At 38.5% G+C, this 19,313-nt stretch carries 21 protein-coding genes; all 21 read right to left on the bottom strand.

What is annotated here, in order from left to right:
• Positions 1–104: 104 nt before the first annotated feature.
• The gene (locus tag AB9L17_RS07405; protein WP_068982845.1) at positions 105–866 is read right to left on the bottom strand and encodes a 3-hydroxyacyl-CoA dehydrogenase; all 762 of its coding nucleotides are present in this window, start codon (positions 864–866) and stop codon (positions 105–107) included.
• A 15-nt stretch (positions 867–881) separates the two neighbouring features.
• A complete protein-coding gene (locus tag AB9L17_RS07400; protein ID WP_375200305.1) occupies positions 882–2,030 on the bottom strand; it encodes a thiolase family protein in 1,149 nt (382 codons plus the stop codon).
• Positions 2,031–2,310: 280 nt separating this feature from the next.
• Positions 2,311–2,727 (bottom strand): nucleoside-diphosphate kinase, encoded by a 417-nt coding sequence (ndk, locus tag AB9L17_RS07395; protein ID WP_068982857.1) that lies wholly within the window; start codon positions 2,725–2,727, stop codon positions 2,311–2,313.
• A gap of 86 nt (positions 2,728–2,813) precedes the next feature.
• Complete coding sequence (gene hepT, locus AB9L17_RS07390; RefSeq protein WP_068982858.1) at positions 2,814–3,788, bottom strand: heptaprenyl diphosphate synthase component II; 975 nt, start codon at positions 3,786–3,788, stop codon at positions 2,814–2,816.
• A 19-nt stretch (positions 3,789–3,807) separates the two neighbouring features.
• Positions 3,808–4,512, bottom strand: coding sequence for a demethylmenaquinone methyltransferase (locus tag AB9L17_RS07385; RefSeq protein ID WP_068982859.1), 705 nt, complete (start codon positions 4,510–4,512; stop codon positions 3,808–3,810).
• Positions 4,513–4,527: 15 nt separating this feature from the next.
• Positions 4,528–5,295 (bottom strand): heptaprenyl diphosphate synthase component 1, encoded by a 768-nt coding sequence (locus AB9L17_RS07380; protein ID WP_068982860.1) that lies wholly within the window; start codon positions 5,293–5,295, stop codon positions 4,528–4,530.
• Positions 5,296–5,657: 362 nt separating this feature from the next.
• Positions 5,658–5,876 carry a trp RNA-binding attenuation protein MtrB gene (gene mtrB, locus AB9L17_RS07375; protein WP_049666799.1) on the bottom strand — a complete coding sequence of 73 codons (219 nt, stop codon included), beginning with the start codon at positions 5,874–5,876 and terminating at the stop codon, positions 5,658–5,660.
• A 63-nt stretch (positions 5,877–5,939) separates the two neighbouring features.
• Positions 5,940–6,509, bottom strand: coding sequence for a GTP cyclohydrolase I FolE (gene folE, locus AB9L17_RS07370; protein ID WP_068982861.1), 570 nt, complete (start codon positions 6,507–6,509; stop codon positions 5,940–5,942).
• A gap of 337 nt (positions 6,510–6,846) precedes the next feature.
• A complete protein-coding gene (locus tag AB9L17_RS07365; protein ID WP_004232618.1) occupies positions 6,847–7,119 on the bottom strand; it encodes an HU family DNA-binding protein in 273 nt (90 codons plus the stop codon).
• A gap of 199 nt (positions 7,120–7,318) precedes the next feature.
• Positions 7,319–8,797 (bottom strand): stage IV sporulation protein A, encoded by a 1,479-nt coding sequence (spoIVA, locus tag AB9L17_RS07360; protein ID WP_068982862.1) that lies wholly within the window; start codon positions 8,795–8,797, stop codon positions 7,319–7,321.
• 94 nt (positions 8,798–8,891) lie between these two features.
• Positions 8,892–9,683: a hypothetical protein gene (locus tag AB9L17_RS07355; RefSeq protein ID WP_068982863.1), complete on the bottom strand. Its 792-nt coding sequence runs from the start codon at positions 9,681–9,683 to the stop codon at positions 8,892–8,894.
• 22 nt (positions 9,684–9,705) lie between these two features.
• Positions 9,706–9,918, bottom strand: a complete 213-nt coding sequence (locus AB9L17_RS07350; RefSeq protein ID WP_083226873.1) for a DUF2768 domain-containing protein — start codon at positions 9,916–9,918, stop codon at positions 9,706–9,708.
• 532 nt (positions 9,919–10,450) lie between these two features.
• Positions 10,451–11,467: an NAD(P)H-dependent glycerol-3-phosphate dehydrogenase gene (locus AB9L17_RS07345; protein WP_068982864.1), complete on the bottom strand. Its 1,017-nt coding sequence runs from the start codon at positions 11,465–11,467 to the stop codon at positions 10,451–10,453.
• A 190-nt stretch (positions 11,468–11,657) separates the two neighbouring features.
• Positions 11,658–12,968, bottom strand: a complete 1,311-nt coding sequence (gene der / locus AB9L17_RS07340; protein ID WP_068982865.1) for a ribosome biogenesis GTPase Der — start codon at positions 12,966–12,968, stop codon at positions 11,658–11,660.
• 198 nt (positions 12,969–13,166) lie between these two features.
• Positions 13,167–14,303 (bottom strand): 30S ribosomal protein S1, encoded by a 1,137-nt coding sequence (rpsA, locus tag AB9L17_RS07335; protein WP_068982866.1) that lies wholly within the window; start codon positions 14,301–14,303, stop codon positions 13,167–13,169.
• A gap of 102 nt (positions 14,304–14,405) precedes the next feature.
• Entirely contained in the window at positions 14,406–15,080 is a 675-nt protein-coding gene (gene cmk / locus AB9L17_RS07330) for a (d)CMP kinase (protein ID WP_375200304.1), read from the bottom strand.
• Between the two features lie 198 nt (positions 15,081–15,278).
• Positions 15,279–15,938 (bottom strand): flagellar brake protein, encoded by a 660-nt coding sequence (locus AB9L17_RS07325; RefSeq protein ID WP_375200303.1) that lies wholly within the window; start codon positions 15,936–15,938, stop codon positions 15,279–15,281.
• Between the two features lie 87 nt (positions 15,939–16,025).
• Positions 16,026–17,309 (bottom strand): PepSY1/2 domain-containing protein, encoded by a 1,284-nt coding sequence (locus tag AB9L17_RS07320; RefSeq protein WP_068982869.1) that lies wholly within the window; start codon positions 17,307–17,309, stop codon positions 16,026–16,028.
• Between the two features lie 15 nt (positions 17,310–17,324).
• Complete coding sequence (gene sleB / locus AB9L17_RS07315) at positions 17,325–18,146, bottom strand: spore cortex-lytic enzyme (protein WP_223553195.1); 822 nt, start codon at positions 18,144–18,146, stop codon at positions 17,325–17,327.
• A gap of 79 nt (positions 18,147–18,225) precedes the next feature.
• The gene (locus tag AB9L17_RS07310; RefSeq protein ID WP_375200302.1) at positions 18,226–18,420 is read right to left on the bottom strand and encodes a hypothetical protein; all 195 of its coding nucleotides are present in this window, start codon (positions 18,418–18,420) and stop codon (positions 18,226–18,228) included.
• Positions 18,421–18,568: 148 nt separating this feature from the next.
• Positions 18,569–19,243: a glutamic-type intramembrane protease PrsW gene (gene prsW / locus AB9L17_RS07305; RefSeq protein ID WP_068982871.1), complete on the bottom strand. Its 675-nt coding sequence runs from the start codon at positions 19,241–19,243 to the stop codon at positions 18,569–18,571.
• Positions 19,244–19,313: the final 70 nt, after the last annotated feature.

Below are 19,313 nucleotides of genomic sequence, written 5' to 3'. Positions count from 1 at the left end.
ACCATGAAGGTAATCACAAGAAGATGGTTTTTGCGTTCGTTCATCCACTAAGCTTTGTGCAAGGTCTTGCTTTTTAGTAGGAGTTGCGCCCTTCTGGATATCCCCTATTTTGGCTGCATTCGGATTGCGCCGTCTAAACGAATGACTTCACCATTTAATAAACCGTTTTGGATAATACTTTCGACCAATAGCGCATATTCAGATGGTTTCCCAAGTCGTTTAGGGAACGGAGTCATTTGGGCAAGCGCAATTCTTGCTGGCTCTGGTAACGATGCAAACATTGGTGTTTCTACTATTCCTGGAGCAATAGTCATAACACGTACACCAATTTCAGCAAGCTCTCTAGCAATTGGCAAGGTCATCGCTGCCACACCACCTTTTGAGGCACTATATGCCGCTTGTCCTATTTGCCCATCAAATGCTGCCACAGATGCAGTATTAATAATAACGCCACGCTGACCATCCTCATTTGGCTCATTATGTTGCATTTTCTCAGCTGCAAGGCGAATAACATTGAAAGTGCCAATTAAATTTACAGAAATGACCTTTTCAAATAATCCAAGTGCATGTACACCACGCTTTGAAAGTACTTTTTTTGCATCAGCAATTCCCGCACAATTCACTGTGACGTTAATGGACCCAAATTTCGCCACTGCTTGCTCTAGCCCTGCCGCTACATCAGCTTCTTTTGTGACATCAACACGTGCGTACTGGACATTCTCCCCTAACTCCTCAACTAATGCATGTCCTCGCTCGTCATTTAGATCAAAAATAATTGCTTTGCCACCCTCTGCAACAATTTTACGAACAGTCGCCTCTCCCAAACCAGATGCTCCCCCTGTTACAACTGCTATTACTTCATTCATTAAACACAACCCCTTTTACATTTTTTCAATAATAGTGGCATTCGCCATCCCCATACCTTCACATATAGCAAGTAAACCGTAGCGTAAATTTTCTCGCTCCATCCGATACAGCATCGTTGTTAACAATTTTGTACCCGACGCTCCTAATGGATGCCCTAAAGCAATTGCTCCACCATCTGGATTTAATTTATTTGGATCTGCACCAGTTTCATGCAACCAAACAAGTGGTACAGGTGCAAAAGCTTCGTTCACTTCATACGTATCAATTTCTTCAATCGTAAGACCTGACCGTGCTAATGCTTGTCTAGTTGCCTCAATTGGACCCGTTAACATTAACATCGGATCTGAGCCAACGACCACTCTAGTAACAATTTTAGCAAGCGGTCGTATACCAAGCTCCTGTGCCTTTTCTAAAGACATAACAACCACAGCAGAGGCACCATCACTCATTTGACTTGCGTTTCCAGCTGTTATTACCCCATCTTCCTGGAAGACAGTTTTTAGTCCATTTAATTTATCAACTGTCGTTTCTGCCCGAGGTCCCTCGTCAACAGAAAACGTGGTAACTGAGCCGTCTTCTTGTATAACGTGGACAGGCAATATTTCCTTTTCAAAACGCCCCGCCTCAATAGCAGCTAATGCTCGTCTATGACTATTGTAAGCATAATTATTTAGCTGTTCCTTCGACAAGCTCCATTTTTCCGCTATTTTCTCGGCGGATAACCCTTGATGTATAATTGTATAGTTATCTTGCAAGCGTTTACCTGCATGAGAACCCTTCATGTTAGAACCCATTGGCACCCTCGTCATGCTTTCAACCCCACCAGCTATGACAATGTCCATATCGCCTGCTAAAATGGCCTGTGCTGCAAAATGTACAGCCTGCTGACTTGAACCACATTGACGATCAATTGTCACACCTGGGACAGTCTCTGGAAAACCTGCCATTAACAATGCTGTACGGGCTATATTTGCTCCCTGCTCAGCTGTTTGCGTCACACAGCCAAAAATTACATCCTCCACTTGTTCCTTTCCAATCCCAGCTCGATGGACAACCTCTTGCAGCACATCAGCAGCTAAATCGTCAGCACGAACATTGCTTAACGCCCCTTTACTCCTGCCAACTGCTGTACGAACAGCCGCTACGATTACCACTTCTCTCATAATTAAAACCCCTTTGCTCCATTGATTCTCATTCCCTATCATCCATCACGATAAAGTCTATTTGGGCGCGATGAAATATATACTGATTTAATTATCAGAATATTATAGCATTTATTTTACATGAATAAGAAGATATTAACAATTTTAATAGACTAGCATGTTGCTATTTTCTAGTTAGTCGTCCATCCACCGCGTGTATATTAGCCGTTCATCTCATAAACCAGAGCATAAAAAAAAAGCAATCTCAAAGTAAATTGAGATTGCTTAATCTATTTGCTAATTAAGCTAAATCTTCACCGAAGAATAAGCCAATTTCACGCTCTGCAGAAGCAAGAGAGTCAGAACCGTGGATGATGTTGTGAGAAACAGTTGTTGCATAGTCACCACGGATTGTACCTGGGTTAGATTCTTCAGGTTTAGTTGCTCCCATCATTGTACGAGCAAGCTTGATTACATTTTCGCCTTCCCATACCATAGCGAATACAGGACCAGAAGTGATGAAATCAACTAATTCACCAAAGAATGGACGTTCAGCATGCTCAGCATAGTGCTTTTCTGCTAATTCTTTAGGAATTACCATTAATTTAGCACCTTTCATAACAAAACCGCGGCGTTCAAAACGATCTACGATATCTCCTACTACTTGACGTTCTACGCCATCCGGCTTAACCATTAAAAAAGTTTGTTCGATTGCCATGTTTAAAACACTCCTTAAATTCGTCTAACAGGTTTTACACCTACCGATAAATATTAACAAAAAATGAGCATTTGTACAACAAAAAGCTAGAATTTACGCTTGCCCATAAATAAGGCGACATCACGCAATTTTTTCTTAACAGGATGTTTTGGTAATGCATCTATTTCCTGTAATGCCTTTTTCAAATATTTATCACTCATTTTATTAGCTTGTTCAATCGCGTCAGATTTACGCACATACCGCAACATTTTTTGACGTTCTGTCTCGGTCAATGTCCCTGCAAATACTTTTACTAAATAAGGTTGCATCTCTGGATCATCTTTTAATAAAAGAATCGGTAATGTAATATTGCCCTGCAATAAATCGCTGCCTGCTGGCTTTCCTAATTCTTTATCAGTCGCCATAATATCTAAAACATCATCGATAATTTGGAAGCTCATGCCAACAAAGTAGCCGAAGCGTTTCAAATGTCTCACTGTTTTGGCATCAACACCTGCAGCTACAGCACCAAGCTCACAACTAGAAGAAATCAGCAATGCCGTTTTTCGTTTGATTCTTCTAAAATAATCCTTTAAACCTTGATCTAATCTAAACTTATCTTCGATTTGAATGACTTCACCGTTACAAATTTCCACCATTGTACGTGCTAAAATTTGATGAACTAATGGGTCTTCAAGCTTTGTAATATATTCAAGTGCACGTGCAAAAATAAAATCGCCCGTGTACATCGCTACTCTATTATTCCATTGTGATTTGACAGTCGGGCGTCCTCTTCGCATATTGGAATCATCAATTACATCATCATGCACTAGTGACGCCATATGAATAAGCTCTACAGGCACAGCTACATCTTTCATCTTATCGATATCATATTCGCCAAATTTCGCGCCAAGCAACACAAAAATTGGTCGTATCCGTTTACCACCAGCTTGCAATAAATGGAGAGAAGCATCATTGATCAAATCTGAAGAAGAGTTCACCGCTTTTTCTAACTCTTTTTCAATAATATCGATATCTGATTTCAAATCGGAATAGAGTAGTTTCAACTTCATCTTTTCCACGTGTGAAAACCTTCCCCCATTAACGTACCTTTTTAAAGCCTATATGCATTGCCGCAGCACCGCCACTGTATGCTTTGTACGTTACTTTTTCTAAACCTGCCTGCTCAAACAATGCCGCTAACTTCTTCATACCTGGGAAATCATTTGCTGATTCCTGTAGCCAAGAATATTCTTTATAGCTTTTCGCAAATATTTTACCAAATATCGGCATTATATATTTAAAATAAAAACGGAATAATTGTCGATAGCCCGGAATTTCAGATTGCGAAGTTTCTAAACAAACAACTATTCCACCTGGTTTTACAACACGATGCATTTCCTTCAGTACTTGTAAATAATCTGGTACATTACGAAGACCAAAACCAATCGTTACATAATCAAATGTATTGTCTGGAAAAGGTAATTCCATAGCATTTCCATGTATTAGTTCAATCTGTGGATAAGGCTTTACCTTTTGCTCGCCAACCTTTAACATGTTTTGACTAAAGTCTAGCCCCTTAACTTCTCCGCCTTCACCCACAGCCTCAGCTAAGGCAATTGTCCAATCTGCCGTACCACAGCAAACATCTAGTGCCTTCGCTCCAGGTTTTACTGCCATATGCTTCATCGTATCATTGCGCCAGCCAACATGCATCTGGAAACTGATTACACCATTCATTTTGTCATAGTTTTCCGAAATACTTTCAAATACTTCGTGCACGTGCTCTTCTTTCGTTTTAGCCATTTTGAAAAACCTCTCTTATCCATTAGTAGAAGCAATGGATGCCTCTACACGTGCTTGTAGAGCCTGTTTTACATCACTTTGTAAAAACGATGCATTTTCTATCACCTGTAACAGCTCTGTTTTTAATTGCACAATTTTGTTCTGGATGACGTCGTTATATGTCAATCCAGCATATCTCGCACTTTCTTCAAGGGCCCTACTCATTGAAGTTACTTGCCCACGTCGATATGTCGCCCATTCTCTCTCTAAACGCAAGATTAATAAACTCTTCTCCATAATTGGAATATATTCACTAAACGAATAGAGCTCAAAAAATTTTGAGATTAATCCTGATTCAATATTACTTATTGAGTCAAACCATTGTTCGATTGTACGTTTTTCTGTCTCATATACTTTAATTTGGTGTTCACAACGTGCCACAATCCCTTGCGACAAACTTCGAATCAATGCGACATTTCCTGACATCGCTAATATTTCATAATAACGGCCACTATAAAAGTCACCAGCTAAAACGGTTAGCTGCTGTTCTTTTGATGTGGCATCAAATTCTTTTATATGATCGTGCGTCGCTAAGGCTGCGTACACAATCCCAACAGTGATAGCAGCTTCTCTTTGCTCTTGTTGCCACTCTTCACCATTCAAAAAGGGAACTAACAAGTAAAATAATTGATTTTCATCGAGCACAGGTACCCCTGTATATTTTTGCAAAGTTCTATGACGAACATCCATGAAAATCTCTGTTTTTAACTGTGCAATTGAATTTTGAATGTATGTTGCATTCATAGACCTTACTCCATTTCACTTTCAAATACGTTAGTCGCATTCATAACCTAACGCTTGCTTACTGAGTCATTATAGCATACGCGACGATTCGGAATAAAAAATTTTTGCTGCATTCAACATGATAGGCAGTAGAGCTTCACCAATCAATTATGCCTAGGCATAATTGATTCGATGATGTGAATTTCTTCGCCAGAGTTCCTCTATTTCAGCAAATGTTTAAACACCTGTTAAAATATATTAAAAATTATCTTAAATCCCACTGCCTAAAAATCGAATCAAAGACATTACTAGTTTTACACATCTATTCGTTTAATATGTGTCATCATAACTTTCACAAAGTACTTCAAATAGATTATTCTCTATTACTTTTTAGCCTCGCTATTAATGACACCATGAGCCGTATGAATCTGCGCTTTTCCGCGAATTTTCATGGCGGATGTGTGTTCAGTAAATTGAGCAATCATAACTTCGCCCGCGTCTAATTTTTCAGAGTGATGAAACTTTGTATCTGTACCTCGTGTTAAACCGATTACGTGCACGCCATCTTCCTCTGCTTGAATAACAATATAATCTTGTGCCATTGTCTGTACGCTCCTTAAATCCGACAAATTCTTAGTCCATCATAACATAATTACACTTGCAATTTAAGACATTTGAATAAATGATAATACTTCTCTACGTTTCACTTCGTCTTCTTCGTAAATGCCGCGTGCAACAGATGTCACAGTTTTAGATCCTGGCTTCTTAAGTCCTCGCATAGTCATACACATATGTTCTGCTTCAATCACTACATAGACACCTTTAGGAGTGAGCATTTCCATAATTGTATCTGCCACTGAAGAAGTAATACGTTCTTGTAATTGCGGACGACGAGCAATGGTTTCTACTGCACGTCCTAATTTACTTAGTCCTGCAACAATGCCGTCGTTTGGTATGTATGCTACATGAGCTTTTCCGTAAAAAGGAACTAGATGATGCTCACACATTGAATAAAACGGAATATCCTTTACAAGTACTAACTCCTCATGATCTTCATGAAACACTGTTTTAAAATAATCTTTTGCGTCTTCATGTAAGCCACTAAACATTTCCGCATACATTTTTGCAACACGTTTCGGTGTATCGAGTAAACCTTCACGATTTACATCTTCACCTACCGCTTCTAAAATCATTTTGACTGCTTCCTCTATTTTCAATAAATCAATATTTGACATCCGAAAAAACCTCCTGCGTATCTATACATTACACATTTCTTTATGCATCGTAGCATATCCAATAGGTAAGCGCAAAACGACTTACTTGATTCAAAAGAAATTCAACGCTATATGAGCAAAATAGCCACTAAATGACTTCTAGCTAGGGGCACATTTTATAATTGTGCATATGATAACTATAATACTCAATTCACGACCGAACATCTCTTATAAAATTAATTCTTGCATCTTTTTATGTACTAAAACTTATTATGCATACTTTTTCAGCGTGACGTTAAAAAGAGCAGTCTTCATGTTATTTACATGAAGACTGCTCTATGTAACTACTAGACGTGTATTATTTTACAGCATCTTTAAGCGCTTTACCTGGTTTGAAAGCAGGTACCTTGCTAGCAGCGATTTCGATTTCTTTACCAGTTTGTGGGTTACGACCTTTACGAGCCGCACGTTCACGTACTTCAAAGTTACCAAAACCAATTAATTGTACTTTGTCACCCTTTGCAAGAGCATCTTGAATTGTATCAAATACAGCTTCAACTGCTTTAGAAGCGTCTTTTTTAGAAAGACCTGCAGCTTCAGCAACAGAGTTTACTAATTCTGTTTTATTCACACCATTCACCTCCTCTCAAAGGGTCATGAATCAATTCTGTAAAAAGAGTAACACATAGAAAACCGCTACGCAACTGTATTCATTCATGATTATAACCAAAAAATAAGTTTTTCACCCAAAAAATAAAAATAACAGGACTTTTCGCATAAAAACGAAAAGACCTGCACCAATTTTTTGCTCTTTTTTTTAATTTTCAACACTATAAAATAAATGTTACTAATCCTCTATCACCCTCGTTCACCATTCGTTCAATTGTTTGACGCATGCGTTTTTTGGCTGTAGATGGGACAGCATCCATTTTATAGCGAATTCCTTCTTTTAACACTTCATGCAATGGCGTTCCAAAAAGCTGTGTACTCCATAAAGCTTCACGATCATGTAAATAAGCATGATTTAAATCTTTAAGTAATTGTTGACTATGGAATTCTGAGCCTATTAATGGCGCAAATTCTGATTCCATATCTACTCGAATGATATGATAAGATGGTGCCTTCGCTTTCATACGCACACCAAAAAAATTATTTTGCTTAATAAGCTCTGGGGCTGTTGGTTCAAATTCCTGCATCATCGGCAATGTTACGCCATAGCCAGTCGAATCCGCTTCATGAATGGCAGTTTTAAAGCGTTTTTGCGCCTCTTTTGCTTCTGCTGCCTCTTTAATAAAGAGTAGCCAATCCCGCTTCGTCTCTATTGGTTCTTCTAGCCATTCATTGCAAACCGACTTATAAAGCTCACCTTGTAATGACACTCGAATGACCGCGGTACCAACTCCAGCATCTACATGTACCACTTCGCTTTGGTCAATAAAATCGATGGCTTTAAAGGCATCTGACGCCTGTTGCACATCTCGAATTTTCATAACAGATGATAATACTTCTTCCATCGAATCAATTAGTGCTACATTCAATGGATGTGTTGCATCTAAAACATCTAACCAATCTGGTTTCTCAACCTCAATTGTTCGGATTGGAAATTCAAATAACGCTTCTTGCAAAATATACTGAATATCAGATGTGCGCATTTGATCAATTGAAGTAGCAATCACTGGGACATTATAGCGCTCAAATAGCTCATTTCGAAGCTGTACCGTTTCTTCCCTTGCCGGCATTTGGCAATTCAACACAATAACGAAAGGTTTTCCTATGTCCGCTAGTTGTTCAACAATTTCCTCTTCGGCCTTCTCTGCTGCACGACGACTTATACCATTCACCGTACCATCCGTTGTGACAACAATTCCAATATTAGCATGGTCACGAATAACTTTATCTGTTCCTATTTTCGCCGCTTCCTGAAATGGAATAGGCTCAGTGTGCCAAGGTGTATGCACATATTTCGGCCCATTTTCATCCTCATATCCCTTTGTACCTTCAATGACATAACCAACACAATCTGCTAAACGAATTTGGAACGTCATTTCATCTTCACCGACCGCAATACGTGTTGCTTGAGCAGGCACAAACTTCGGCTCAGCAGTCATTATGACTGGCCCCGGCGAGCTTTGTGGCATCTCGTCTTGTGCGCGCATTCTTTCTGTTTCATCCACAATATTCGGTAACACGACCGATTCCATAACCTTTTTTACAAATGTTGATTTACCTACACGTACTGGACCGACAACACCAATATAAACATCGCCATTTGTGCGCTCTGCAATTTCTCTAAATACTGCTTCACTCAAGGTTTCTGCCTCCTTTATCTACGCTTTTTCACTATATGCGAGCTGGTAGATAAATATGAAAAGCCCCTCACAATAATGTAAGGGGCTTATCGATTTATTCTTTTTTAGATTGGGCTTCTGCCTCTTTTTCAGCTTGTTCTATAGCCTTTTCTCGAGCTTTTTTTGCATCACTATTATAAGCATCCATAAAGTAAACTGGCTCACCATTTTCATCTACTGTATAGGGTACAGAATATGCGGGTACTACTGGATATTTATCGACAAGTAGCTGACGAATGTCATCTCCAGGCTTTACATCAGGCTTGTCTTTTTTTAGTAGTTGACCTAAATCGATTGAATAGTCAACATGTATTTCGCCATCACCTGTCATAAACATTGGCAATTCGGCACCAGAATAGGGACTTTTCACGGTTACGTCTTCTTTATATCCCAATTCTTCAAAGTTAATTTGATATACATTATCTGAAGTTGCATCCTTTATCGGTAAATATTGGGTAGACATTTTACGAATATTAATTTCACGAATACGTTCTGCAGCATTTAAATCTACCAATTTTACTTTAGCTTCATTCTCAGGATCCCAAATAATATACTGGAAAATACCACCTTTTTCATAGGCATTCCCAGGAATTTGTGCAAGATATTTAGGCACTAGTTTATCAAAATCAATTAAATATTTTATATATATATCAGTATCTAGCTCACTATTTTTAATCGGAACTAATCCACCAGTTGCCTCACGGTATTCGTCAACAGCACGCTGAACCGCTGCTAATTGGTCAACATCAGGCACTAATTTTGCCTTTTTTTCATCTTCTGGATATACGCAACCAACTAAAAGTACTGCTGATGCTATTACCAAAAGAAAAGCACTTAGTTTTTTCATGTCACTTCCACCTCATTATTTTTTATGCTGGCCATGTGGCAACAATTAGTACCATTAAAAATGTGCCAAGCCCAAACAGTATGTATGCAGATAAATTTACGATTGTACGTAAAAAAACGTTGGAAACCTTATTACGACCTAAATAAATTAAACCGACTGATATAATCATAAAACCGATACAATAAAATGATACCCACATTACATCAAGCGCAGGCAAATGTGCTAACGGACCCATTCAAGACAACCACCTTTCTTCTATGTCAGAAAACAATCAAAATATATTAGGTGTGTTGATTAACCATTTTTATCCACCCGAATTAAAGCAGAGCAAGGTTTCCTGCGGGCGAGCGTCGAGTCGCTTCCTCCGCTAGTGGAACGAAGACTAAGTGCGTCACGTTCTGTGACAATGCCTTCGTGACCAACATCGTGTTGGCCTCAGGGTCTCGTCTGTCTCGCTTTCCCGCGGGAGTCGAGTAGCCCTACACTACAATCAGTTAAAAACGAGAATATATTAGCAAAATAGCAACAAAAAAAACCTTTTATCGCTCAATAATAAACCTATTTTTTCCTAATCAACACGCCTGAAAGTATATTATACTATGTGCTTTCGCTAAAAAGAAATAGTTGTCCAGTAACTATCATCAAACGGACAACCTTTTTAACGGTATAGATTATTCAGCTAAAAGCGCACAATAAGGTGTCTCAGTTACTCTCTGAGACACCTTATATATGTCCATTTTATGACAAAACTAATTAAATTTATATTATTAGTGCATCATGTCATCAATTTCTCGCTTTTTCATACGCATCATTAATGCGTCAACTGCTACTTTCGGTTCTATATCATTAAATAAAACACTATAGAGCTCCGTTGATATTGGCATAGCAACGTCATATTTCTCTGCTAGTTGATAGGCAGCTTTAGTTGTGCGAACGCCCTCAACGACCATGCCCATTTGGTCGAGTACCTCTGGTAATTTCATGCCTTGCCCCAGTAAATTACCTGCGCGCCAATTACGCGAGTGCACGCTTGTACACGTTACAATCAAATCTCCCATACCAGTGAGCCCTGCGAATGTAAATGGATTTCCTCCCATTTTGACACCAAGGCGTGTAATTTCAGCCAATCCTCTAGTAATGAGTGCAGCTTTGGCATTATCTCCATAATTTAAACCATCTGTAATACCGGCAGCTAATGCGATGACGTTTTTCAACGCACCACCTATTTCTACACCGACCACATCCTCATTTGTATAGACACGGAAAAATTGATTCATAAATAAATCCTGAACCTTTTCAGCAGCTTCAATATTAGCACAAGCCACTGTCACTGTTGTAGGATGATGCAGAACAACTTCTTCTGCATGACTTGGGCCTGAAAGTACAACAACTTCTTCTACAAATTCAGCCGGGAGACTTTCTATTAAAATTTCTGAAATTCGTTTTAACGAATCAGGCTCAATCCCCTTCGAAACATGAACAAACAATACTTTTTTATCAAGTGCTGCTGTCATTTTTTCACACACTTCACGAATGGCCTTCGTAGGAACAGCCACGACAATTATCTCCGAATGAGCAACTGCCTCAGCAATATCACTTGTTGCATGCAAATTTGCAGGCAATATCGTTTCCGGCAAATACTTCCTGTTCGTATGCAGGTTGTTAATTTCTTCAGCCTGATCAGTTCGGTGAGTCCATAAAAGCGTATCATGCCCATTTTCTGCAAGTACCATCGCTAGTGCTGTCCCCCATGAGCCTGCCCCTAACACACAAACTTTTTCCATTCAAAATCCTCCCTTATTAAGAAAAGATAATTCCTTGTTAGCTACGATAAATACTAGAGAAAGGCTTACAATGCACTTGAACTCAAGCAACTTTAAAGTAGACATTAGAAAATTTATACTTTCCTCTCTTGTAAAAAGACGCCACCCAACAATGAATGTCGGGTCGGCGTACTGTATGTGTATATTTTTCCTAAGCACGAGCACGGGAAATTAATCGAATTGGCGTTCCTTCAAAATCAAATGTTTCTCGAATACGGTTTTCTAAGAAACGTTCGTAAGAGAAATGCATTAATTCTGGTTCATTGACAAATACCACGAACGTCGGTGGTTGTATCGCAACTTGAGTTGCATAGTAAATACGAAGGCGGCGGCCTTTATCAGCTGGCGCTGGGTTACGCGCCACAGCATCCTCAATCACTTCATTAAGAATAGATGATTGAATACGCATTGCATGGTTTTCACTTACACGCTGTATAATCGGTAAAATTTGATGTACACGCTGTTTAGTATTAGCCGATACAAAAATAATTGGCGCATAATCTAAGAATAAGAAATGTTCACGAATTTGTTGAGTAAAGACGTTCATTGTTTTCTCGTCTTTTTCAATCGCATCCCACTTATTCACAACAATGATAACAGCTTTCCCAGCTTCGTGTGCATAGCCTGCAATTTTTTTATCTTGCTCTTGAATGCCTTCTTCTGCATTTAGAACGACTAAAACAACATCAGAGCGTTCAATTGCACGTAGCGCACGCAATACAGAGTATTTCTCTGTTGTTTCGTACACTTTCCCTTTTTTTCTCATACCTGCAGTATCAATAATGACATATTCTTGGCCATCATACGCGTAAGGTGTGTCAATAGCATCTCGAGTAGTACCAGCGATGTTACTAACAATAACGCGATCTTGGCCTAAAAATGCATTGACTAATGAAGATTTCCCAACATTAGGACGACCAATTAACGAGAATTTAATGACCTCGTCTCCATATTGCTCTTCATCTTCTTTTGGGAAGTGTTTTGCACATTCATCTAATAAATCCCCTAAACCTAAGCCGTGAGAGCCTGAAATAGGCCAAGGCTCACCAAAGCCAAGCGCATAGAAGTCATAGATCATTTCGCGCATGTCTGGGTTGTCAATTTTATTCACTGCTAAAACGACTGGTTTTTTTGTTTTGTATAAAATTTTTGCTACTTGCTCGTCTGCAGCTGTTACACCTTCACGTCCGTTTGTCATAAAAATAATAACGTCTGCTTCATCAATGGCGATTTCTGCTTGTTGACGAATCTGCTCTAAGAACGGCTCGTCCCCAATCTCGATACCACCTGTATCAATAATATTAAAGTCATGTGTTAACCACTCTGCCGAACTATAAATACGGTCGCGTGTTACCCCTGGAATATCTTCCACAATCGATACACGTTCTCCAACGATACGATTAAAAATCGTCGACTTACCTACGTTCGGACGACCTACGATGGCTACTACTGGTTTCGTCATCTGTACTTCATCCTTCCAACTTCTTGTCTTTCGCTATTATACACGAAAAATGCCATTATATCATATCATATCCATAATAGTGCGCGCTATGTACTGTTCTATCCATCTCTTTTTAAATTTTTTCGTCATTTCCCTCTTCTACTCGTTGCCTCCATAAAAAAAAAGCAAGGACACAAACTGTATCCTCGCTTGTCAAGTTTATTTAAAGTTTTTTAGTTTATCGCCAATAACATCACCGAAAGAGAAGCCTGTGTTTTCTTCTGGTAATTTATAGTCGATTACTTCCTCGGCATCAGGATTTTCAAGTAAATCCTTAATACTTAATGCTAAGCGGCCATCTTCAGCATTTACATCAAGCACTTTCACCTGTACTTCTTGTCCTTCTTTTAAAGCTTCGTGTGGCGTGTTAATATGCTTATGCGCGATTTGAGAAATATGCACTAAACCTTCAACACCTGGGAAAACTTCCACAAATGCTCCGAATGAAGTAAGACGTTTTACTTTTCCATCTAATACTGTACCTTTAGCAGCACGCTCTTCGATGTTCGACCAAGGACCAGGAATCGTGTCCTTAATAGATAACGAAATGCGCTCATTTTCAGGATCTACAGAAAGGACTTTAACCGTCACTTCTTGCCCTTCTGATAAAACCTCGCTCACTTGACTCACATGCTCATGAGACACTTGTGAAATATGCACAAGGCCATCAATACCACCAAGGTCGATGAATGCACCAAATGATGCGATACGTTGTACTTTACCGTCTAACACATCGCCAGTTTTAATTTGGGTAATGACATTTTTCTTTTGAGAAGCTTTTTCCGCTTCCACTACAGCACGATGTGATAAAATTAAGCGATTTTTTTCTTTATCAAGCTCAACAATTTTAAAGCTAAGAGATCTGCCTTTATAGCCCTCAAAATCATCAACAAAGTAATCTTCTACAAGGGATGCTGGAACGAAGCCACGTACTCCTAAATCGACGACAAGTCCACCTTTAACAATATCTTTTACTTCCGCCTCGAAAACTTCCTCAGCGTTGAATTGTTGCTCAAGTGTATCCCATGCTTTTAATGCGTCTACTTTACGTTTTGATAATACATAGTTTCCTTCTTCAACCTTTGTAATCACCAACTCCAACTCATCTCCAACAGAGATTATGTCAGACGCTTTTTCAATGTGTAAGCTTGATAATTCACTTATTGGTATAATACCGTCAAATGGTGCACCTGGAATTGAAACAGTTACTGCTTTTTCATCAACCTGCTCTGCAATCCCTTTGACGATATCACCTTCGTTAAATGTTTGTTCTGCATAGTTCATTTCTTCAGACATATGTAACCCTCCTTCGCATCTTCCCTTACTATTTTATTCGATTTTGAAGACAAAGACAAAAATAAATCCTTTAAATTCAAAAAATGTCTGAAATTTTTGGATTTACTTCATTTTTTCTTGCGCTAATTTTAAAATGGCCTGTGCTGCATCATCAATTGACAAGGCTGTCGTATCTAAAAATATGGCATCTGCTGCTTGAATTAGTGGTGATGCTTCACGCTCACTATCCATTTTATCGCGTAGAGCAATATCTTCTTGAAGTTTTTCAATGGAAGATTCAATTCCGCGCTTTTGATTGTCAATAAAACGACGTCTTGCTCTCTCTTCTACCGTTGCAGACATAAAGATTTTTAGTTCTGCATTCTTTAACACATGCGTAGCAATATCGCGCCCATCCATAACAACACAACCATTAGCCGCAAGCTTTTGTTGCTGTGCTACTAATAGTTCACGCACTTTAGCATGAGCCGATACTTGTGAAACAGATGAAGTTACTTCATTTGATCGAATTTCTGCCGACACATTCTTCTCGTCCAAAAAGACAAGCTGTCCTTGAGGAGAAGGTTTTAATTCAATTGTGCTAGATGCTAACATTTCTGCTAATTTTTCTTCATCATCTAAATATATGTCTTGTTGCAGTGCTTTATACGTCACAGCACGATACATTGCTCCAGTGTCGATATAAGTAAACCCGAGTGCCTCTGCAACAATTTTCGCGATTGTACTTTTACCAGCGCCAGCAGGTCCATCAATCGCAATTTGAATGTTTTTCTTCATATTCTTCCCTACTTTCTATCACACCACATTGTATCATAAAAAAGCCCTCTTCTAGCAGAGGGCTTTCTTAAATAAAACGACTAATCGATTTGAAGGATAACTTAACTGCAAGAAGTGAAACTTACTCAATGGGGATTTTATGGGCAGTTCAGCTCCCACCTTAGTTCTTTGCATTCGCTACATTTTAAGCGAAAAAAATTAAGCATCAAAAGGATTCGTTTCTTTACGACGATTGACTAACTGACGTTCAAAACAGAAACGAACAATATGCTGTTTGTCTACATCATCTGTATCTGTTAACTGTATAGTTGCTATTTTTTTGTTATCGTTTTCGGATATGCGAACAACCGTCGCATCCGTGATTACGTATTTAACATCTCCATTAGCAAACGGTAAAACGATCGTTAACTTAACCTCATCACCATCTTGGAAAGCAAATGCCCCTCTTAAGCCAACTGACAAACCACCTGCGCTAATATCTTCTGTTACTAGCTGATATTTGTGATCCTTAAATTGGATCGCTACATCCACTGGTGTTTCTACACGTACATATTCACGACGTTGAATTTTGATAAAGTCCTCTGCATTTGGACAGTGCAACATAATCATTGGTATATTGCCAGCTTTACGTCCAGTCACTTCTGTAATGAATGCAAATGATTGTTTGTCATCCGTACGAAAAGATGCTCTAAATTCAGAACCATCTATTAGAAATGCTGTTTTCTTTGTAGCAACATTTGTTGGATAATCGATGTAAATAATATTGTCTTTTTGTTCTACAACTTTACAGCGGAATTTTTCAACACGCTCTGTATAAGTTGGTTCAAGTTCTAATTGTGTACCAATTTTTATTTCCATGAGCATCTCCTCGAACACAAATATATATATCTTCATTATCGCATGAGATGCCCATTTTGGCTATATGAACTGGTGTTTTTTATTAAATTACGTTAAATATTCCACTTTTAAAACATTGTGATTTTCTGCATCAATAACAACCCTGAATGTTTCTTGTGTATTTTTATCACGAACCGCAATCACTTCATAACAAAGGCGTTGTTCAAATTGACCGTTATCTGTATAAATCTTTCTTACTTCCTCTACTTTCACATCATTATCGAAGAAAGTTTTCCAATCAATTGGTCTTGGGGTTTGTGGTTTAATCGTCTCTTCCTGAATATATTCCATTGCATTAGCACCTAGTAACTCGCCTGTATCCTTTGCCAGTTTTAGTTGGACGCCATCTGCATAAATCAACGCATTGTCTCCAGGATGCACACGTGCAAATGTCAAATGCCATGCTTGATGGTTTTCACGAGATTCCACAAATGCAACATCATTCATGCCAAGTTGTTTTAAATATTCCTCAGCCTTTTTCTTAATTTCATCTTGTGATAATCTTGCTTCATCTACTGGACGTTCCACTAAGTAGGATAGTAAATGTCCACCCTTTTCTGTTAAATCGACATATCCTAAACGAATACCTTGGTGGAATTGGATATGATAAAACGGATATGGTGCAGTATCACTACTTTTCGTAACAGTAAATGTTGCATCTTTAATAATAGGGAATAAATTTTTTACTTTTTCTAATGCCTCTTTTTCAGTAATGACCGAATCTTGTAATGCTTTAAGTTCTATTTTTTTCTGCCAATCAGATTCACTTAATGTAAGTGGGAAATCTTTTTCGCTGTAATCCTTTAATGTTTTTTGAACATTATCAAATGTTGTATTTGGCTTCTTATTATCTACTTGTTGCACCCAGACGTCCATATTTCCGTTATTTTTATAAAAATCTACTGTTGCGGCTGTCCATTCATCTGAAAGTGATTGTAAATTTGTAGAGACCTGTGGCATTTTTTCTTGCCAAGCTTGATAATCTCCTGTTTTTTCTGTTCTCTTGGCTTCATCTCCCAGGCGCCCTAAGTAACTTAGCCACTGGTTCGAGACTTCTTGCCCGACAGGAATATTAGATAAAGAAGATCGAACTTCAGAGCTTAGTCGCCAAACAGAATCTAACTCATTGTTCATCGCTTGGTCATCCTGAAACAATAGTGATTGTGAAACAGCTTGTTGTAGTCCAGATAATTTCTCAGAAGCATCCGTTAAATTATTTGTGTACTGAGCTAGCACAGTACGTTGTAAACTAGTGTTTTCTTTGTGCATATGAATGCTATATGCCCCTAAACCAATAACTGCTACAGTAAGTATAACGAGCATAGTTCTCATTTATTTTCCTCCTTTCTATGAACAGAAAATGTGTTCTCCAATTTGTTTAATTTGAGGTCTTGACCAAATCCACTTACTTGTAGCTGTTTTCGGATTAAAATAATAAAGTGCATTTTCTGAAGGATCCCATCCATTCATAGCGTCAATTACGGCTTCTTTTGCACGTTCGTTTGGTTCAAGCCAAATTTGCCCATCTGCCACCGCTGTAAACGCCAAAGGTTGGAAGATAATACCTGAAATTGTATTTGGGAATTCAGGACTTTCCAGACGATTTAAAATAACAGCAGCTACTGCTACCTGACCTTCATAAGGCTCTCCTCTTGCTTCACCATAAACCGCATTCGCTATTAACTGTACGTCTTTTTCAGTATACTTTGGAGGTACTTGAGTTTTAGTGCCATTATTATTACTACTACCACTACTTTTACCACCACCACCACCACCGCCAGTGTTTGTTTTTACTTGCTGTTCAAGTGGCTTGCCTCCATAATAGGTAAATTGATTACCTGCATTTAATTGAGCTTTAACCCAGCCTTCATCGTAATCTGAATTGCCAGATAAAGCTTTTTTTGTATTAGCGCCGGCTACCCCATCCACTGGTAAACCATATTTCTCTTGGAAGTTCCGTAAAGCCCAATATGTGTTATAGCCAAATTTACCATCAATTTTACTTTTATAAAATCCTAAGTATTGTAGCCTTGCTTGCAGTTCAATTACATCATCTCCATAAGCACCACGAGAAATCTGTTGCTCGGTAAATGCAATGGCGTCATTTTGTGGAATAGCGAATATACTAATCCCCAACATCAAAGCAAAAATTAAGCTTACTAAGCGCATGATCATCACTCCTTTTTTCATAGCTTGAAACAAACAACTCATTTTATACATATCAATTTTGCCTCGGCAAAAATTGCGTCTAGAATCGTGCGGAGGCTTTAGCTTCTTTCAACAATGTTTTCTGTACCGAAAGCGTAACGACAGGTACAGGTGTTTGGACACCCGCTGAAAAGTAACTTAAATCTATATTCATCTCACCACCTATCGAGAAGGAAGATTCCTGTAGCTGACGCTTTGCTTTCGCTCCAAAAGACATTTGTAGCTGACGTTTCACTTTCGCTACGAAAAAACATTTGTAGCTGACGTTTCACTTTCGCTACGAAAAAACATTTGTAGCTGACGTTTCACTTTCGCTACGAAAACATTTGCTGAAAGAAGTAAAAAAAGAAAAGCGCAGAAATCTTTTTTTAGATTTCTACGCTTTATATTTTTTTATGCATATGCAAATGTTGCACAAGGTGATAATGAGCAAGTTTGACTTTTCTAAGCCCAAACCACCACAAAAATAGCATAAACGGTATCATTAAATATACCCAATACCCTTTGAATGATAAAATTGTATTATAAAGAATGTGTAATACTACCGGTGCACAAAGCGCCATAGCAATCATTTCTGTCGTCTTTGCATGCTTCGAGAATTTGGCACGTCCATAATAATAACCCATTACAACGCCAAATAATGCATGACTTGATACGGGTAATAATGCTCGCATAAATGCCGTATCTAATCCGAACGAAAATAAGTAGAGAACATTTTCAATCGTGGCAAAACCAAGAGATACACTTGCACCATAGAGTATGCCATCATACGGATCATCAAATTCGACATGATTGTAGATTGCGATTAAAAGAACAAACCATTTAAAAAATTCTTCAACGACACTAGAAAAAACTACATCTTGTAGATAAAGAGATCGAAAAATCCCTTCCTCTGTTAAAACATATTGTAAAAACAAGATTGGGAACGTTAAAAATGCGCCATACAAAAACGTTTGAAGTAAGGTTCTTCTTGGCTCCGTTGCCATCTGATTGCGCAAATAGAAGTAACTAAAAAGCGCTAGACCGGGAGCAATGGCAGCTGATAATAAAATGATCATGTTGCCGGCTCCTTTCAAAAATCAATTTCGCCTTGACATAATTATGATCAAATTTTAAATTATGTTAGCA

It is taken from the genome of Lysinibacillus sp. RS11, assembly GCF_042019215.1.
GTDB classification, from domain to species: Bacteria; Bacillota; Bacilli; order Bacillales_A; family Planococcaceae; genus Lysinibacillus; species Lysinibacillus xylanilyticus_A.
The sequence above is the reverse complement of the archived record's forward strand: the minus strand, read 5'-3'. Positions and strand labels throughout refer to the sequence as shown.